Source organism: Streptomyces sp. NPDC048506, from assembly GCF_040651315.1.
Lineage (GTDB): Bacteria > Actinomycetota > Actinomycetes > Streptomycetales > Streptomycetaceae > Streptomyces.
The window spans coordinates 194435-210594 of sequence record NZ_JBEZIX010000008.1 but is presented as its reverse complement, the minus strand read 5'-3'; the positions used below and the strand labels follow the sequence as shown (position 1 = coordinate 210594).

Annotated in this window: 17 protein-coding genes and 3 pseudogenes; 11 read left to right on the top strand and 9 right to left on the bottom strand. The window is 69.2% G+C overall.

Annotated elements, in window-relative coordinates; genetic code table 11:
* Positions 1 to 151: 151 nt before the first annotated feature.
* Together AB0C96_RS08940 and AB0C96_RS08935 are read right to left on the bottom strand one after the other, a co-directional pair.
* Complete coding sequence (locus AB0C96_RS08940; RefSeq protein WP_362915219.1) at positions 152 to 490, bottom strand: STAS/SEC14 domain-containing protein; 339 nt, start codon at positions 488 to 490, stop codon at positions 152 to 154.
* Between the two features lie 289 nt (positions 491 to 779).
* A complete protein-coding gene (locus AB0C96_RS08935) occupies positions 780 to 1238 on the bottom strand; it encodes a universal stress protein (protein WP_362915168.1) in 459 nt (152 codons plus the stop codon).
* 388 nt (positions 1239 to 1626) lie between these two features.
* Between AB0C96_RS08935 and AB0C96_RS08930 the strand changes: the two are divergent.
* Positions 1627 to 1812: pseudogene (locus AB0C96_RS08930) on the top strand (DUF1918 domain-containing protein); the annotation flags it as partial.
* A gap of 701 nt (positions 1813 to 2513) precedes the next feature.
* On the opposite strand, the gene AB0C96_RS08925 reads toward AB0C96_RS08930, so the two are convergent.
* Entirely contained in the window at positions 2514 to 3251 is a 738-nt protein-coding gene (locus tag AB0C96_RS08925; protein ID WP_362915166.1) for a universal stress protein, read from the bottom strand.
* A gap of 815 nt (positions 3252 to 4066) precedes the next feature.
* Between AB0C96_RS08925 and AB0C96_RS08920 the strand changes: the two genes are divergently transcribed.
* Genes AB0C96_RS08920 through AB0C96_RS08910 form a run of 3 tightly spaced genes read left to right on the top strand, consistent with a single transcriptional unit; the run spans position 4067 to position 5386 of the window.
* On the top strand, positions 4067 to 4612 hold the full coding sequence (locus AB0C96_RS08920) for a hypothetical protein (protein WP_362915164.1): 546 nt from the start codon (positions 4067 to 4069) through the stop codon (positions 4610 to 4612).
* Positions 4503 to 5132, top strand: a complete 630-nt coding sequence (locus tag AB0C96_RS08915; RefSeq protein WP_362915162.1) for a 2-oxo acid dehydrogenase subunit E2 — start codon at positions 4503 to 4505, stop codon at positions 5130 to 5132. The genes AB0C96_RS08920 and AB0C96_RS08915 overlap by 110 nt, the downstream gene beginning before the upstream one ends.
* On the top strand, positions 5129 to 5386 hold the full coding sequence (locus AB0C96_RS08910) for an acyl carrier protein (RefSeq protein WP_362915160.1): 258 nt from the start codon (positions 5129 to 5131) through the stop codon (positions 5384 to 5386). The genes AB0C96_RS08915 and AB0C96_RS08910 overlap by 4 nt, the downstream gene beginning before the upstream one ends.
* 48 nt (positions 5387 to 5434) lie before the next feature.
* On the opposite strand, the gene AB0C96_RS08905 is transcribed toward AB0C96_RS08910, so the two are convergent.
* Both AB0C96_RS08905 and AB0C96_RS08900 read right to left on the bottom strand, forming a co-directional pair.
* Positions 5435 to 6313 (bottom strand): universal stress protein, encoded by an 879-nt coding sequence (locus tag AB0C96_RS08905; protein ID WP_362915158.1) that lies wholly within the window; start codon positions 6311 to 6313, stop codon positions 5435 to 5437.
* Positions 6249 to 6977 (bottom strand): CBS domain-containing protein, encoded by a 729-nt coding sequence (locus AB0C96_RS08900; RefSeq protein ID WP_362915157.1) that lies wholly within the window; start codon positions 6975 to 6977, stop codon positions 6249 to 6251. Before AB0C96_RS08900 ends, AB0C96_RS08905 begins: the two co-directional genes overlap by 65 nt.
* A gap of 908 nt (positions 6978 to 7885) precedes the next feature.
* On the opposite strand from AB0C96_RS08900, the gene AB0C96_RS08895 reads away from it, so the two are divergent.
* The 4 genes from AB0C96_RS08895 to AB0C96_RS08880 all read left to right on the top strand — a co-directional run bounded on the left by AB0C96_RS08895 (position 7886) and on the right by AB0C96_RS08880 (position 9864).
* Complete coding sequence (locus tag AB0C96_RS08895) at positions 7886 to 8179, top strand: DUF1876 domain-containing protein (protein WP_362915155.1); 294 nt, start codon at positions 7886 to 7888, stop codon at positions 8177 to 8179.
* A 241-nt stretch (positions 8180 to 8420) separates the two neighbouring features.
* On the top strand, positions 8421 to 9233 hold the full coding sequence (locus tag AB0C96_RS08890; protein ID WP_362915153.1) for a universal stress protein: 813 nt from the start codon (positions 8421 to 8423) through the stop codon (positions 9231 to 9233).
* Between the two features lie 29 nt (positions 9234 to 9262).
* Entirely contained in the window at positions 9263 to 9433 is a 171-nt protein-coding gene (locus AB0C96_RS08885; RefSeq protein WP_362915221.1) for a hypothetical protein, read from the top strand.
* Positions 9434 to 9540: 107 nt separating this feature from the next.
* On the top strand, positions 9541 to 9864 hold the full coding sequence (locus AB0C96_RS08880) for an IS3 family transposase (RefSeq protein WP_362915217.1): 324 nt from the start codon (positions 9541 to 9543) through the stop codon (positions 9862 to 9864).
* Between the two features lie 277 nt (positions 9865 to 10141).
* Here the strand turns inward: AB0C96_RS08880 and AB0C96_RS08875 are convergent.
* The 3 genes and pseudogenes from AB0C96_RS08875 to AB0C96_RS08865 form a co-directional block, all read right to left on the bottom strand.
* Positions 10142 to 10303, bottom strand: a pseudogene (locus AB0C96_RS08875) (NADP-dependent oxidoreductase); the annotation flags it as partial.
* A 52-nt stretch (positions 10304 to 10355) separates the two neighbouring features.
* A complete protein-coding gene (locus tag AB0C96_RS08870; RefSeq protein WP_362915151.1) occupies positions 10356 to 11504 on the bottom strand; it encodes an NAD(P)/FAD-dependent oxidoreductase in 1149 nt (382 codons plus the stop codon).
* Positions 11505 to 11601: 97 nt separating this feature from the next.
* Positions 11602 to 12495 carry an NADP-dependent oxidoreductase gene (locus AB0C96_RS08865; protein ID WP_362915149.1) on the bottom strand — a complete coding sequence of 298 codons (894 nt, stop codon included), beginning with the start codon at positions 12493 to 12495 and terminating at the stop codon, positions 11602 to 11604.
* A gap of 71 nt (positions 12496 to 12566) precedes the next feature.
* Here AB0C96_RS08865 and AB0C96_RS08860 point away from each other — a divergent pair, with 71 nt between their 5' ends.
* The gene (locus AB0C96_RS08860; protein ID WP_362915147.1) at positions 12567 to 13148 is read left to right on the top strand and encodes a helix-turn-helix domain-containing protein; all 582 of its coding nucleotides are present in this window, start codon (positions 12567 to 12569) and stop codon (positions 13146 to 13148) included.
* 52 nt (positions 13149 to 13200) lie between these two features.
* Positions 13201 to 13401, top strand: coding sequence for a hypothetical protein (locus tag AB0C96_RS08855; RefSeq protein WP_362915145.1), 201 nt, complete (start codon positions 13201 to 13203; stop codon positions 13399 to 13401).
* Positions 13402 to 13410: 9 nt separating this feature from the next.
* On the opposite strand, the pseudogene AB0C96_RS08850 reads toward AB0C96_RS08855, so the two are convergent.
* Positions 13411 to 13581 (bottom strand): annotated as a pseudogene (locus tag AB0C96_RS08850) (IS5/IS1182 family transposase); the annotation flags it as partial.
* Between the two features lie 948 nt (positions 13582 to 14529).
* Between AB0C96_RS08850 and AB0C96_RS08845 the strand changes: the two are divergent.
* Positions 14530 to 15834, top strand: coding sequence for a protein kinase (locus AB0C96_RS08845; RefSeq protein WP_362915143.1), 1305 nt, complete (start codon positions 14530 to 14532; stop codon positions 15832 to 15834).
* Positions 15835 to 16160 lie beyond the last annotated feature (326 nt).

The following is a 16160-nucleotide window of genomic DNA, read 5'->3' as shown; positions in this document are numbered from 1 at the left end:
CGTCCAGTGCATCTCTGACGCCCCGACCATGCCCTGCCGGCTGGTCCGTCCGGGGTACCCGAGGGGTTGCCGGCACGGCCGCCGGGGCGGGCCGGGGCGGGCCGGGGCGGGCCGGGCAATAGACCCCGACCTGAATCGGGTCATACCGCCGCTACGGAGAGCGCATGGGATCAGTCACGACTGCGGTAACCATTGCGGTCGGGACGGCGTTGCGGCCAGCGTGGCCAGCAGCATGCGGGTCGCGTCCCACCAGTGAGGACAGACGCACACGATCTGCCTTCACAGTCCTGGGCGCGCAAGGGCTGTTCGATCTCGACCACGAGATCCCGATCTTGAAGTCCTCCCATCCGGCCCCCGGGGTGAACGACCGAAACTCCGGGCCGAACTCGTACAGGAGACGGATACGGCGACCTTCGCTGCGCGCACCATTGACGAGCGGCTCGATCACCGTCTCGTAGTCGTTCCTCGATACGGTTCCGACCGCCTTCACCGCATCGACTCCGGCAGGCACATCCTTGAGCCTCTCACGACAATGAGCTGCCGCCCCTCCAGCCCTCCGCCTGAACACCCGCCTCCACCGAGCCGTCGCAACCCAATCGGTCCATAGGAGCAGCACGAGAAGATGCCGTGCGCATCACCTACCGCGAGGATGCCAAGTACGCACAACCATCTCCGGTGCGTTCCCCCCACCTCCTCGCACCCCGAGCCGGGGGCGGGGAGGCGGGGGATGCCGGCGCGTCCCGCCGACCGCCACCCGGACACCCACCAGCCGCCGGTTCTCACTCGTCGTGGCCCCGTACGACGACAACCGGACAGGGCGCGTGCTGGGTGCAGTGCTGGCTGACCGATCCCAGGAGCGCTCCGCCGAAACCACCATGTCCGCGGTTGCCGACAACCAGCAGGGAGGCGTCCTGGGCCGCATCCAGCAGCACAGCGGCGGCCGTCCCGTACGCCACTGTGGCCTTGACCCGCGAAACGTCGCCCGTCTTCACGACCTCTCTGATGGCATCGTCGAGTGCCTGGCCCGCCCACACCTTCATGTCCCCTGCCAGGGACTGCGGTGCGTCGAGCCAGCCGATCGAGCCGTAGAGCGGCGGATACTCCCACGCGATCACCGCGTTGACGGTGCAATCGGTCAGCTCCGCCTGACGCACCGCCCAGCGCAACGCCTCTTTCGACGACTCCGATCCATCGACCCCGACGACGATGCGGCCGCCTTCCTTCGGCTGGCTGCTCATGGCTACCTCCGCGATGCGAGATCCGGCCGGCGCTCCCGGGGCCCTGCGCACACTCGCGCTCTCCCATCAGCCTCCGCCGCGTCGAGCCACCACGCACGGGGACAGCACAATGGCGAGGAGGACTGCCCACTTCTCGCGGGCCCTGATTGCGTGGTGCGCGGTTTCGCTCCGTTGCTCCGCGTCCTCTTGTCCTCCTCGTCACCTTCAGTGAAGTCCCGATGCCCGCGATGGAGTAGAACCGGTCGGGTCGTGCCGATGGGCCGACCGGCCCTGCTTTCGTTCGAGGACCATCCGGCCCCTCCCCCGGGCGCTTCGCCCCATACGCGCTCGCCGCTTCTCCGTGGCACGGTCGGAACGTGGCACTGGCGCGCGCAGAGGAGTGAGGACCGTGAAGGCACACGTCGGCGACCAGCTCGTGGTCGAGAGTCCGACCACGGGTGCCATGCGGCGGGACGGAGAGATCATCGGGCTGCACCATGAGGACGGCACTCCGCCCTACGACGTTCGCTGGTCGGACACCAACCGTGTGTCGGTCGTCTTTCCCGGCCCCGACGCGCACATCCGGCATCTTGAGCACCCTCGGGAACAGTGCGGCTGAGTTCGGCGATCCGATCGGGGTCGATGTGCAACCGCCTCATGTGCCGCCGGATCCACCCCGGCCTTGGAGGCTGCGACCAGCAGGGCCCCTCAGGAGCCGCGCGATGCTGCGCAGAAAGGCGCTGAGCAGCAACTGGCGTACCCCGGCGGGATCCTGGACATCTCCGACAGGGGCGTGACCCACCCCCGAGACACGGTGTGTCCTGCCCCGGCCCAGACCCGCGTGACGGTCATCTCCGCCTGGGTGAGGGTGCCGGTCTTGTCCGTGCTGGAATTCGCCTTCACGGATGCCGAGGCGCACCACACGACGGTGCGCGCCATGCGGGCATGGGAGCCCCCTGCGATCATGGAATTCGTGCCCACCACCCCCAGCAGCTCACCGTACGAGGCGGAGCCGGCGGCCGGCGAGGAGGAGAAGCTGGCCGACAGCCTGGCACCCTGGCGGGCGAAGTTTCCCGGTGTCACCGTTGTCGCACACGTGCAGCGCGGAAGAGTCGCACCGGTGCTGCTGAGGGCCTGCTCTCGCAGGCGAGTCTGCTGGTCGTCGGGCGTCGTATGCACACGACGCCGATACTTCTCGGCCCCGTCGTGTTCGCCGCTCTGCACCATTCCTTCTGCCCTGTGGCGGTCGTGCCGCGCCGCTGAGTTTCATCGCGGCACAGCGGCCGGAGACGCGCGTCAGGAAGTGGGAACGGTGAAGAGCGGGCACTGTGCGTGGTGCAGCACCCCCTGGCTCACCGACCCGAGGAGCATGCCGGCGAATCCACCCAGCCCCCGGGTCCCGGTCACCAGCGCGAGCGCGTGCCGTGACTCCCGGACCAGGATTTCCACCGGGTGACCGGCTATCACCTCATGGTGCAGATCGACGTCCGGATGGCTCTCTTTCCGTCCCGCGACCGCTTCGTACAGCGCCTCCCGGCACTCACCGAGTGCCGCCTCCTCGTCAAGCGCGCCGAGCAGCGGCCGTTGCCACACGGCCACCGCGCGCAGCCGGGCACGGCGCAGCGCCGCCTCCTCGAACGCGAAGTCCACCGCGGCCTGCGAGGCCGGGCTGCCGTCGACACCGACGACGAGAAATGGGTCTGCTTCGAGAGCATGCTCCCATTCCCGTACGACCACCACGGGACACCTGGCGTGAGCCGTCACCGGAAGCGCGACGGCAGTGGAGGTGAAGAGCTCCTGCCTGGTCGTGAGATAGCGGGTCCCGAGCACGATCATCGCCGCTTCCGCACCCTGCTCGCGCAGGACCCAGGAGGGCTCTCCCTCGGCCAACAGGCCGCTTACCGACAGGTCGGGGTGGCGTGCCTCGGCGAAGGTAACGGCCTCGGCAAGCACGCTCTCGGCCGTCTTGTGCATCGTGCTGCGCCACTCCTGCCAGGACGGCAGATGTCCTGGGGCGCCGGTCGGTGTGGGCATGCCCTGTGCGTGCACCACCACGAGCGGCGAGCGTCGGCGATCCGCCTCGTCCGCGGCCCCAGGCCAGCGGTACTCGGTCCTGAGCGTGGGATTCGATGCCGACGACGATGGAGCCTCTGGGAGGTGTCGTCATGTGCGCTACCGCAGCCTTCCCGGCATTGCCGCGAAGGCTCGCCGGACCACCGGCGTCCGGCAAGTCGATCGCATGCGCCGCTCATTGCTTCGGCGTTGGGTCGAACAGCGCTTCAACCTCGGCCGCTCTCCCTATGGCAGCAGCCTACCCGAGGGCGACATATACCGCTTTCCATGGAAACTGGAAACAAGGCCAGCACACAGGGAGGAGTGCTCATGGCCGGTCTCCGTGATCTCCTGTTGCGCTTCCGTCCCGTCAGCACACCTGGACCGGCGGCCACCGGCGTACCTGCCGACCGCACCGCGGAGTTGGCGGCAGAGCCGACCCCCACCCTCGCCCTGCTGGATCCGGCCGCCGAACAAGCGGGAGAGGTACGTGATGCGGCGCAGCACGAGGCCGAGCGAATCCGAAGAGGCGCCACACAACAAGCGGAACAGCTCCTGGCCATGGCAGCCGACCGCTGTGACCGCGTACGAGCGCAGGCCGCCGCTCACCGACGCGAGGTTGGCCAACGCGAAGCGGAGGCGATCCGTGCCGCCGGCCAACGCGCGGCAACCGCGCTGAGGCTTCGGGCCGAGTCACGCATACCCGTTGTGGCGGACCAGGTGACGGCGAAGGTGCGTCGTCAGCTGGGGCTCCCCGTGCAACCCCGCTCTCCCGACGGCACGGAGGGGGGAGGCTGATGAGCGCAGCATGGGTAGCGGGGGTGACCAGGGCCCGGGGCATGCTGGTCCGGCGTCCGGGCATCCCCGGCGCCCGGCGCATCGCGGCCGCCCGGACGCTGGACGAGGCACTGCGTGATCTGACGACCACCCCGTACTGCCGGCACCTGGCATCGGGGGCCTCTCTTCCTACGGCGCAGCGATCGGTCACAGCGGCGTTGCTCTGGCATTTGCGCGTGCTCGCGGGCTGGCTCCCGCAACGTGGTGTGGAGTGTCTTCGGCTGCTGGCATCCGGCTTCGAGATCGCCAACATCGACACGCATTTCCGCCGACTGTCCAGGGGTGGTGAGGCGCCGCCGCCCTACGCGATGGGAGCGCTGGCCACCGTTTGGGGCAGGCTCGCCCGCTCATCGGAGCCGGAGGCCCTGCGAGCCGCGCTCGCCGCTTCCCCATGGCGTGATCCCGGCGGTACCGCAGCCGCGATGGCCGTCACCCTGCGGCTCACCGCCGCTGCCCGCATCGCCGCGCGGGGTACCACCCGCGGTGCGCTGGTCGGCGGGCCGTGAACGGCTGCTACCTGCGGCCTTGCTGCTGAAGGCGGCTGCCCTCGCCGCTCGGGAAGTTCCCGAACTCAACGGCTACTGGACCGAGGACCATTTCACGCCCGGCGACGGCGTGCACCTCGGAGTTGCCGTGTCGCTGCGCGGTGGCGGACTCGTCGCACCCGCGTTGCGCGATGCCGACAGCCTCGGCCTCGGCGAGCTGATGGCCACGTTGAAAGATCTGGTCGGCCGGGCCCGTGGCGGCAGGCTGCGAGGCGCTGAAGTCTCCACGGCGACCCTCACCGTCACCAGCCTCGGCGACCAAGGTGTGGAGACCGTGTTCGGAGTCGTCCACCCGCCCCAGGTGGCGCTCGTGGGCTTCGGTCGCGTCGTCGAACGGCCGTGTGCCGTGGGCGGAATGATCGGCGTGCGCCCCCAGGTCACCGCAACCCTGTCCGCTGACCACCGGGCGACCGACGGCGTCACCGGCGCCCGCTGTCTGACAGCCGTCGACCGCCTCCTACAGCATCCGGAGATGCTATGACTCGCGACGAAGCACTGAGTGCGGTGCGGGAGGCCCTCATGGAGGTCGTCCCGGAAGCCGACTTCAGCACGCTGCGGCCCGACCGTACGTTCAGGGACGCTCTCGAAATGGACTCACTGGACTTTCTGAGCCTCATCGAGCTCCTCAGCGGGAGCACCGGTGTCCGCATCGACGACGAGGACACTCCGCGCCTGACCACGCTGGACGGCTGTACCCGATTCCTGCTCGAACGCACCCAGGGCGCGCCTCTATGAATCTGGGCGCGCCGCCTTTGATGTCACATACCCGAAGCCTGCCATCGCTCAGTCCGATGCGGCCTCGCGCGGGACGACCACGAGGGGTCCGGGTGCCATGTGAGAGAGGTTGCGGCTGGTCGAACCGAGTACCATGCCGCGGAATCCGCCCACCCCGCGGGAGCCCACGACGAGGCAACGCGCTTCCGCGGCGGCCTCGGCCAGCTTGACCGCCGGGTTTCCGACCATCACCTCTTTTCTCACCACTACCTGCGGGAACTTCTCCCGCCAACCGGCGAGTGCCTCGGAGATGTCGATGGCGGACTCCTCCAGAGCCTCGGGCCAGTCGCCAAGGCGTGGGCGCCGCACCTGCACCGCCAGCAGGTCCGCGTCCCAGGCGGCCGCCTCCTCGAAGGCGAACGACACCGCAGGCGCCGAGGCCGCGGAACCGTCCACCCCCACCATGACCGGCCCGCACGGGTCGTACCCGATCGTCGACTCCAGTACGAGCGCAACGGGGCACGGAGGGTGCCCGACGAGCGCCGGCCCGACCCCGCCGAAGGTGAAGGCCTCGCCCGGCCCGGGCACCAGACGACCACCGACGACCAGCAGGGAAGCCTCCTCGGCCGCCTCGCGCAGAACGGACGCCGGGCGCCCGTCCAGCAGTCGCATGGTGATCTGGAGTCCGGGTATCCGCTCCACCGCCGCATCTCTGAGGTCGTCCAGCAGCGACTGCCCAGTGGCACGGAAATGGGATGCCCAGACCTGGTCCGGCAGGTCGTGCCGGTCTTTGGGGGCTGCTCCGGCGGGCCACTCCTGAGCATGGACCAGGCACAGCGGCCGACCCCGCCGGGCCGCGGCATCCGCCGCCCAGTCCACAGCTCTACGGGCCGTCGCCGAGCGGGAAACTCCCGCTACCACCGGTTTGCGCACGTCGTCGCTGCTCATACTCCTTCTCCTTCCGAGGCAGGCACTGGGCGCGCCGGACCGGCTCCACTGTCTTCTCCCGCTGCGAGGCGGTGTCGTCCAGTGCGTAGGTCAGCCGGTCGACCACCTCGACCACACCGTCGACGCTTTCGCACAGCCGCACGGCAATGGGGACAAGGCTTTTGCGGTCCAAGGTGCCGCTGAGCGTCACCGTGCCGTCGGATACCTCGACCGTAATGGCGGACGGCGCCGCTCCCAGCGTGTGCGGGAGCACGTCCTCCAGGATCTCTTCCTGGATCGCCCGGTCGCGCCGCAAGAAGAGCTGCACGAGGTCACGGCGGCTGATCACACCGATGAGACGGCCCGAGTCGTCGACCACGGGCAGCCGTTTGACCTTCTTCTCTTCCATCATCCTGGCCGCCCGCACCACGCTCCACTCGGGGCGCGCCACCACAGCGGGGCTGGTCATCATCACTTCGGCGGTACTCGGTCCGAGCTTGTCGGTGTGCCTGCGCAGCAGATCGGCTTCGGAGACGACGCCCACCGGCCGCTCGTCCTCGTCGATGACCGGCACGGCAGTGATGCCGTACTCCTCCAGCAGGTGCGCAATCTCCCTGAACGGGGTGCCCGGCTGAACGACGACGACGTTGGGTGTCATCAGATCGGCAACGCTGCGGTGTCTCATCTCGGGCCTGTCCCTCCGCGATGCGTCCGGTCCGGACTCCGGGGCTCCCCAGGCCGGAACCCTGCGCTTACGAGCCTGCCTCGTGGCGATGTTCCCAGGTAGGGCCGGGTGGCACCTCACCGGGCCTGGTGGGCCCCGAGCACCCTCAGGTGCGAGCGACGGTCAGATCGAGGAAGTGCACGGAGCACGAAACACACGGATCGTGATGGGGATCACCCGTTGGCTCAGGGTGGTCAGCGCACCGTCCGTGGGCTGGGAGCCGGTGCCGCGACGTTCTTGCACCGCGCGGTACAGGTCCCGCTCGATCGCGGCCTGGTTCTGTCGGCGCGGTCGACGGTGATCTGCACACGGGCGTCGGCCGCCTGCCGGCCATCGATGGCCCGTTCGCGGACCAGGTCACACGGCGCGGACCCGATGCGCGTCGCACTCGTACGCCGTCCGTCGCGCCCTGCCCGTGCTCCCAGATGCCATAGGTAGGGATCGAACAGCCAGGACCAGCCGCGCAGTTCGCCCTCGGCGAGGATCTCGACGATCGTCGCACCGCGTCAGGGGCGTACCCCGAGGTAGGCGTACGACGGCACCGGCGGGGCCCCTGAGTGACGGCCGGCGCCCCGTCGGCGCCCCGTCGGCTCCGCGGTCGGCGGTCGGCGGTCGGGCCGTCGGGCCGTCGTGGCACGCTCGATCGGCTGCCCGGACGGTTGCTGGTCCACGCCGTCGAACTCGCCGACGCCAGCCCGGGCACCGGGGGGCCGGTCGGGTCCACACCAAGGAAGTTCAGCCCCTCCCCGCCGGTGGCGGAGTCGTCCCACAGTGGAGGCACCGTGTCCCTCGACAGCCCGCTACAGGCCGCGGCACAGCCGCTCCACACCGACGTTCGCGTCCACGTGCACCGACGCAGGAGGCAGGTCATGACCAGGACCGGAGAGTGGACAGTCCGTCTCCACCTCTTCGAAGAAGACCGAACGACCAAGGCACGCATGGTGGTCGACACCGGCACCACATCGCTCACCGGGCATGGCAGGGCCCGGTGCCAACCGGAGGACGTGGACGTCCCCGAGATCGGCGACGAACTGGCGGCCAGCCGGGCGATGAGCGATCTTGCGGCCCAGTTGATGAAGACCGCCTACGACGGCTTGGAGGGAGTACGGGCCTCGTCACGCGGAATCGGGAGCCGGAAGCAGCCGACCGGTCAAGCCGGCTGAGGACGCATGGCGGCCCGGCTGAGCGACTGATCCGGGCCGCCCGTACCTCCAGCGTGCAATTGCCTTACCGCAGCGGGCAGGGGCAGTCCGGCCCCACCCCCAGGCGGTCGGCCAGACCCGTGGCACACCACTCTGTTGGACCGGACGGCCCGCAGAGGGACCCTGCGGCCCTTCCCCGGAACCCCCTTCTCCGACAAGCGTGTGAAGCGAACGAAGCTCTCGGCCTGACTGGAGATACGCCATGACGCATCCCGTCACTGTCGGTGTGGACGGATCAGCTGCGGGCCTCGCCGCCGCGGATTGGGGCGCCCGGGAGGCGCAGCTCAGAGGCGTGCCCCTACGGCTCGTCCATGCATGGGAGTGGCAGCCCTTTGCGCATGCACCGCCCATGGGGCCGGAGGCCGCTCGGCGCTGGTCCGAGGGGGTTCCTCATGAGGTCACCGCCCAGCTGCACCGCCACTACCCGGATCTCGACATCACGGCAGACCTACTGACCGGGCCGCCACCGGAAATGCTGTGTGCAGCAGCCGCAGAAGCCGCGTTGCTGGTGATGGGCACCGCCGGTGTCGGCAGGCTCGCCGGATTCCTGCTCGGTTCCGTTGCCATGGCCACGGTGGCACGCACCGAGCGACCCGTCGTGCTGGTCCGCGCCCCGGGGGCAGATGAGGACAAGGCCGTCGGGCGAGGGCCGACGGCCACGTCCCCACGACCGGTGGTCCTCGGGCTGGACCTCGTCCGCCCCTGTGAAGAAGTGATCCGTTTCTCGTTCGACGCCGCAGCATTGCGAGCTGCTCCCCTGCTGGTGCTACACGGCTGGAACCCTCCCGGGTACTACGGCGCGTACGGCGCCGGCGCGAACGTCAACTGGGCAGCCGGTTTTGAGGCCGCGCAGACGGAATCCCTGCGCAGAACGCTCCGGCCGTGGCGCGAGAGGTTCCCGACGGTGGACGTGATCGAGCAGGCCGTCGTCGGACAGCCCGCCAGCCATCTGCGGCCAAGGAGCTGGTGCGCATCACCCCGGCGTCGTTCCAACAGCTACGGGACCGTCTGCTGACGCCGACTGACCTAGCACCACCGGGACCTGTGCGACACCGAGTTCACCATCGAACGCGGAAAGATGCCGGCGAGCGCGACGGCCTGACCAGCAGCGAACGCGAGGAACTGGCCACGCTACGGCGGGAGAACCGCCGGCTGCGGGAGGACGTGGAAGTCCTCAAGCGGGCCACGGCTTTCTTCGCGAAGGAGACCCGGTGACGGTGCACCCGTTCATCGAGGCGGGAGAAACGGGGCGGCCACAGCGTCAAACGCGCATGTGAACTGCTGAAGACTCCCGAGCCGCCTTCTACGCCCGACGCGCCGGCATACCCGGCCCCCGGGCGGTCCGCGACGCGGAGCTGACCGAGCAGATCACCGCCGTCCACGAGCAGTCCCGCGGCACCTACGGGGCCCCGCGCATCCACGCCGTCCTCCAACGCGAGGGCACTACCTGCGGCCGCAGACGCATCGCCAAGCTGATGCGGGTCGCCGGGCTCACCGGCCTGCACCGCCGACGACAACATCGCACAACCACCCCTTGGCTCCCGACGCAATTCCCGCCACCTTACGGTCCGTTCAGCCATCGGTTAGGGGCGGAGGACTCCGGGAACCCAAGAACCCACAGCCACAGCAACACACCACCGAAGTGACCGTCGACCTCTTCACGGAGCGCGGCTTCGATCACGTCACCATCCCCGAGGTCGCCACAGCCGCCCGCAACGAACTCGAGAAACGACCCGCCCTCGCACACGGGCATGACATAGCGAGCCACAGCGGCCTCCATCAGCAGTTTCTCAGGACCCACTGGCCCTTGGGGGCTGTTGCGGCGCACTTGGTCTGCCGGAACCGGGATCGTTGCCTTGATCCAGCCAGAAGTGCTGTCGCCTGATCACCGAGAACGGTCCGGTCGGCGGACCACCACCTGACGATGTCCCGCAGCATCCCTGAGCGCAGGTACCAGTCAACGGGGGTGACGCCGGTGGCACGCACCGCGATGCGGACCTGACCGGGCCCGGCGTGCGGCTCTTCGACCTCCTCCATGCAGAGGACTTCGGAACCGCCGTAGCGGTGGTATTGCATAGCAAACACGGACAACCTCCGTACGCGTAGTAAGTCGTTCAGCAAGAGAGCTTGCAATCGCTCACGTTTGAGGCACTGTCAGATTCCCGCGGTTCTCGTGTTCTCGGTCGGTGAAGAAATCGATCACGTCCTGGGGCGTGGGGTTGTGGGCGACTTCGGCGGCGGCCGCGGCGCTGCGGGGGAACAGCGCTTGTTCGTATGAGGTGAGGGCGGACTCGATGTCGTCGGGGTGTGCGGCGAGGGCCTTTCCGAGTTCGGCACCGTCCTGCATGGCCAGGTTGGCGCCTTCGCCGTTGGGGGTTGACAGGTGGGCGGCGTCGCCGAGCAGGGTCACTCCCGGCACCCGGTCCCAGCGGTGCCCGACCGGCAGGGCGTGGAGGGGGCGCAGGACCGGCGCGGTCTGGCCGGCGGTGATCAGGGCGGTGAGTTCTGGTGCCCAGCCGTCGTACTCCTCCGCGATCCGCTCGGCGGCTGCGGCGGCATCGGTGAAATCGATGGTGGCGAACCAGTCCTGCGGCTTGGCCAGTGTGATGTGGGTGCGGAGGACCCCGCTCTTCTCCCGGTGAGCCACGAGCCACTTCCCGTGCCCGTCCGGGTCGAGCGCGACGAGTGTCCCGCCGCCGACCGCTGTCACGGCGGCCGGGTGCCGGGTGTCGGCGTCGTGCAGGTAGGTCTCGACGAAGGACCGGCCGACGTATTCGGGTGTGGCGTCGGAGAGCAGCGGTCGGACTCGTGACCATGCGCCGTCCGCGCCGACCAGCAGGTTCGTGACGACGGCGGCGCCGCCTGCGAAGGTCACCTCGTGGCGGCCCTCGGTGAGGGCGCGGACGCCAGTGGCCTTGCGGCCCCATCGGACGGTGCCGTCGGGGAGTGCGTCCAGCAGGATCTGTCGCAGCTCGCCGCGCTGCACCTCGGGGCTTTGGCCCGTGCCGTCGTCGGCCTTGTCGAACAGGACGGTTCCGTTGCGGTCCAGGAGCCGTATCGCTTGGTGGCCCTCCAGGACGAGGCCGCGGAACTCGTCCATCAGTCCGGCTGCCTTGAGGGCGAGTTGGCCGTTGTGGTCGTGGATGTCGAGCATCCCGCCCTGCGAACGCGCCGTCGGGGAGGACTCCGCCTCGTAGACCGTGACCGGGATGCCGTGGAGGTGCAGCACGCGGGCCAGGACGAGGCCGCCGAGTCCGGCGCCGATGATCGTGACAGGAGTGTGCATGGGGCTCCTTGCGTGTCGCACACCCGCCGGGTGGGCCCCGGCAGGATCGCTGGAAGGAAGGCAGCTCGCCGGGCCGTGAGACCGGGCAGGGAACGGCTCAGATGACGATGACCCGGCGCCCGCGCGTGTGACCGGCCCGGCTGTCGATGTGTGCCGCCGGGGCCTCGGCGAGCGGGTACGACTTCTCGACCGGGATGTGGAGCTTTCCCCGCGTGATGAGGCGGACGGCCTCGGCGAGCGCTTCCGGAACGTTCCCGGTCACGCCGGAGTACCGGGCACCGAGCTCCGGCGCACCCAGGTCGGCGATGGAGACCACCCTCCGCGGATCCCCGGTCAGCTCGACGAGCTCGCGGATCACGCCCGACCCGGCCAGATCGAGCGCCGCGTCAACCTGTCCGAGCCGCCGCACCCGCTCGACCCAGCCCTCGCCGTACGTCGTGGCGAGGGCGCCCAGGCTCCGCAGATACTCCTGATTCGCGGCTCCGGCCGTGCCGATCGCCGTGATGCCCCGCTCGCGGCAGATCTGGAGGACCGCCGATCCGACTCCCCCGGACGCGCCGCTGACCAGCAGCGTCTGCCCGGACCGCACACCGGCCTGACCGATGATGCGCAGCGCGGTCTCCACGACGGAGGGGTACCCGGCCGCCTCTTCGAAGGTCAGGCCCCCGGGCATACGGGCCCAGGCCGCGAGGACGGCGAACTCGGCATACGTGCTCGAGCCCCGCCCGAACACGCGGTCACCGACCTCGACCCCTTCGACGTGCTCGCCGACCTGGTCCACCACCCCGGCGGCGTCCTGCCCGACTCCGGCAGGCAACTCGACCGGGTGGACCTTCTGGAACTGGCCTTCACGGATCCGCCAGTCGACCGGGTTCACGCCCGCCGCCCGCACGGCGACGCGTATCCGGCCGGGGCCCGCATGGGGCTCCTCGGCGTCTTCGAGGTGGAGAACGTCGGGACCGCCGAACTCGGCGAAGCTCACTCTCTTCATGCGGCCGACCGTAACACTAACGGTTATTGTTTAGGAACTGCTATTCCTTTGGATTTGGTAGTGTCATCGACATGACCGTGCCGACGACCGGACGCCGCGAACGCAAGAAGGCCGCGACCCGCCAGAAGATCGCCGACACCGCCCTGCGGCTCTTCCTGGAGCGCGGGTACGAAGCGGTGGGCATCCGTGACGTGGCCGCCGAGGCCGACGTGGCCGTCACCACGCTCTTCTCCCACTTCGCCTCGAAAGAGGCCCTGGTGTTCGAGCAGGACGAGAACTTCGAGCAGCGCCTCACGCAGGCGGTCACCGGCCGGGGGCCGCACGAGCCACTCATCCCCGCGCTGCGCCGCGAGATCCAGGCCATGGTCCGGCACTGCACGGGGGACGGCGCCGCCCCGATCTACCGCATGATCGACGCGTCACGTGCCCTGCGCGAGTACGAGGAGTCGATGCGGCTGCGCCACGCGGAGTCGCTGGCCACGGCCCTCGTCGCCGATCCCGACCTGTCACAGAGCGAAACGGCCTGCCGGACGATCGCGAGGTTTGTGATCGACGCCTTTGCGCTGGCCCGCGAGGCGGCCGACCCGGAGGCCGCGCTGGACGAGATCTTTCAGATGATCGACGCGGCCTGGGAGGCTGCTGGCGAGCAGTGAATCCAGAGCCGGACGGGGCCCCAGCACGAACTCTGGTTCCGCCGACGCCCTCGTGCACCGGGGCTGGCTCGACATCGGCACGGCCGGCCGGCTGACCCTCACGGAACAGGGCCGCGAGGGCCTGGCGACGGCGAAGGAACACATGGACCGGGTGCGCGCGGAGCTCCTCGGCGACATCACGGCGGAGGAGTACGCGACTGCGGTCTCCGTGCTCCAGCGCGTCACCGACAACCTCGCCCAGGGCCTGTCGTGAAGGTGCTGGTCACAGCCATTCGTTGCTGGTCGCGACCAGCACGGTCGCCTCGTGGCGAACGGCAAGCCTGTCGTATCTCGTTGCCACCGCGCGGTGGTGGTTGAGTCGATTGATCCCGCATTCGACCGCGTGACGTTCGCGGTGGTCGGTCTTGTCGAACTTCGGCGGCCGACCGCCGCGGAGCCAAGCTTCTGCCGGTTGCGAATCCGGTCCGCGGGGACCGGGATCGCGTCCGAGCCCGTGATCGGCCGGCTCACTGAAGATTCCACCGGGCGGCTCCTTCCGGAGATCCCCGTTACCTTCTTCGTGGCCCCGCAACGGGGCTCCCGGCCTCCGATCCCAGCATGACGTAGATCCCCAGTCGACCATGATCGAAAAGGTGGAGTCACCGGGCTTCGGAGGCATTGGCAGACCGCTGATAGGGGCATGACCGCCGAACCCGTCCCGGGTGAGGCAGGCTCTTCGTAACGTGGATGCCGGCACGCTGATGCCACACAGGCCCTTGTCGCGGAACGGTTCGCACCAGACCGCCGCGCACCGGCAGCCTCCGTGATTGAGCAGGCCACACACGAGTTCCCCAACTTCGACGACACCATCATGGAGCTCTGTCGCTGAACCCGATCGCGCGAGACACGAACCACGTCAGTGGGGACGGGACACCACAGAACGTCCATAGCTGCCAGGCCATGTTTCCGTGTGCGAGCGTGCGCGTACTCCGAACCAGGTACCGCGAAACCACGTTCTCCGACGCGGGAAACAAGCAGCTCGACGAGAAACCCACCTGGCACCAACTGCCGACCGCCCAGAGCGGGCAGGCCACCCCCCTGGTCGACGGAGGAGCGCTTCAGCTACGGCGGCCATGCCCCGCCATCGAACGGCTCGCCGCCGCAATCAGCACGGCGAAGAAGCTCGCCCCTCTCCCACCCGCCGTGGTCCACCGGTCATCACGAGCCCGCACCCGGCCGAATGCCTGCTCTGCCGTCGGATCCTGACGGACCGTTTCCAGTCGCCGACGCCATGCCCAGTACGCTTGTCCCGCTGCGGCACCCCCACCACCACGCGCGCCCGACACGGTGACGTACGGCCTGCGGCGGTTGAGTCGTCTCACAACATGAGGATGAAACGCAGATGCTGCTAGCTGGCCGCTACCGGCTGCACGCCCCGATCGGACGGGGTGCGATGGGGGAAGTCTGGCGGGCATTCGACGAGATGCTCGGCAGACCAGTGGCCGTGAAACTCCTGCTCACCCACGAGTCCGATCTCACCGCCGCCTCCCGTTTCCGCCTGGAGGCACAGACCGCCGGCCAGCTCAACCACCCTTATGTGGTCGGTGTTCTCGACTTCGGAGACCACGAAGGCCGCCCCTACCTCGTGATGGAGCTGGTCGAGGGCGACAGCCTCGCCCGTCGCCTCGACTCCACCGGCCCACTCGCCGCCGAACGCGTCGCCCGCATCGTCGCCCAGGCCGCGGCCGGACTCGCAGCAGCCCACCACCAGGGCATCGTGCACCGGGACATCAAGCCCGGCAACCTCCTCCTGGACCCCGACGACACCCTCAAAATCGGCGACTTCGGTATCGCGCGCTTCCTCGACGACCCCGCCACCGCGCTCACCGTCGCCGGACAGATCGTCGGCACCAGCCTCTATCTCGCACCTGAGCGCGCCCTGGGCCGGCCCGCCAGCCCGGCCTCCGACGTGTACTCCCTCGGCTGCGTCCTGTACCAACTACTCGTCGGAGACCCGCCCTTCCAGGCCGACACTGCCCTCGCGATCCTCCACCAGCACCTGGAAGCCGCCCCCGTACCGCCCCGGCAGCTCGGCGCCCAGATGCCGCCCGCCTTCGAGAACTACCTGCTCAGCCTTCTCGCCAAGCAACCCGAGGACCGACCCACCGCACAGCAGGCCGCCAACTGGTTCGCCTCGGACGCATGGCTGGGGAACCCCGAGCCCCTGCCCGCCGCCGCACCGTCACCCCAGCGGCAGTCAGTGCCTCCGGGCCAGCCAGCACCACCTCGACCGCTCGGTCAGGACCGCGCTCCCGCAGCCGGTCCAAGCCCCGCGACCACGTACATGCTGCCGAGCGCCACCGGACGTACCGACCGCGCCCGGCACCGTCCCGCCGTTCGCGAGCTCCTGTCAGCACGGCCGAAGGTGCTGGGAATCGTCGCCGGAGCGACGGCCTTCCTGGCCGCCATGCTCATCGGCATGGTCTGGTTCGCCCCCGACCGCAGCTCAGCGGAGACCCCACGAACGGACCCGCCACCCACGATGCGTCCCGCTCCCACAACGCCGTCAGCCCCGGAGCCCAGTACGGCCCGAACAACGACCCGTGGAGTCGACGACGGCTACTCCGACGCGGAGGACAAGCCCCAGAGGGAAGAGCGGACGAAGAGGGAGGAAGAGAGGAGAAAGGGGGGAAAGGGTTACAAATGAGAGCAAACGTAGGAAGGTCACGACGAGGACTGACCTGGGCTCCATGAGTCAGCCCCTGGCCGGAGGCCACCGGCGAGCCAACAGCGCCGCATGGAGGCCGATGATCTCGACGGAATCGATCCCACTTGTAGTCAAGTGATTCCGGATACGAGGCACAGCAAACCTGCGCACACCGGGAGAGGCGTCGACATCGCGTTCCTCTCCTTCGGCCGACAGAGCAATGCGGCCCAGTTCAGCAGCGGTGGAGCGGATGGACACCTTCTCCACTGGAGCAGCCCGCGAGCTTCTGCGCACTGCTCGTGGACTTCGTGAACCACATCCCGAAG

Bases quoted from the DNA above. Each gene is read 5' to 3' on its own strand.
- AB0C96_RS08935 (WP_362915168.1), bottom strand. From the start codon at position 1,238: ATGAGCAGCCAGCCGAAGGAAGGCGGCCGCATCGTCGTCGGGGTCGAT.
- AB0C96_RS08905 (WP_362915158.1), bottom strand. From the start codon at position 6,313: ATGAGCAGCGACGACGTGCGCAAACCGGTGGTAGCGGGAGTTTCCCGC.
- AB0C96_RS08890 (WP_362915153.1), top strand. From the start codon at position 8,421: ATGACGCATCCCGTCACTGTCGGTGTGGACGGATCAGCTGCGGGCCTC.
- AB0C96_RS08910 (WP_362915160.1), top strand. From the start codon at position 5,129: ATGACTCGCGACGAAGCACTGAGTGCGGTGCGGGAGGCCCTCATGGAG.
- AB0C96_RS08845 (WP_362915143.1), top strand. From the start codon at position 14,530: ATGCTGCTAGCTGGCCGCTACCGGCTGCACGCCCCGATCGGACGGGGT.
- AB0C96_RS08900 (WP_362915157.1), bottom strand. From the start codon at position 6,977: ATGAGACACCGCAGCGTTGCCGATCTGATGACACCCAACGTCGTCGTC.
- AB0C96_RS08925 (WP_362915166.1), bottom strand. From the start codon at position 3,251: ATGCCCACACCGACCGGCGCCCCAGGACATCTGCCGTCCTGGCAGGAG.
- AB0C96_RS08870 (WP_362915151.1), bottom strand. From the start codon at position 11,504: ATGCACACTCCTGTCACGATCATCGGCGCCGGACTCGGCGGCCTCGTC.
- AB0C96_RS08865 (WP_362915149.1), bottom strand. From the start codon at position 12,495: ATGAAGAGAGTGAGCTTCGCCGAGTTCGGCGGTCCCGACGTTCTCCAC.
- AB0C96_RS08895 (WP_362915155.1), top strand. From the start codon at position 7,886: ATGACCAGGACCGGAGAGTGGACAGTCCGTCTCCACCTCTTCGAAGAA.
- AB0C96_RS08920 (WP_362915164.1), top strand. From the start codon at position 4,067: ATGAGCGCAGCATGGGTAGCGGGGGTGACCAGGGCCCGGGGCATGCTG.
- AB0C96_RS08860 (WP_362915147.1), top strand. From the start codon at position 12,567: ATGACCGTGCCGACGACCGGACGCCGCGAACGCAAGAAGGCCGCGACC.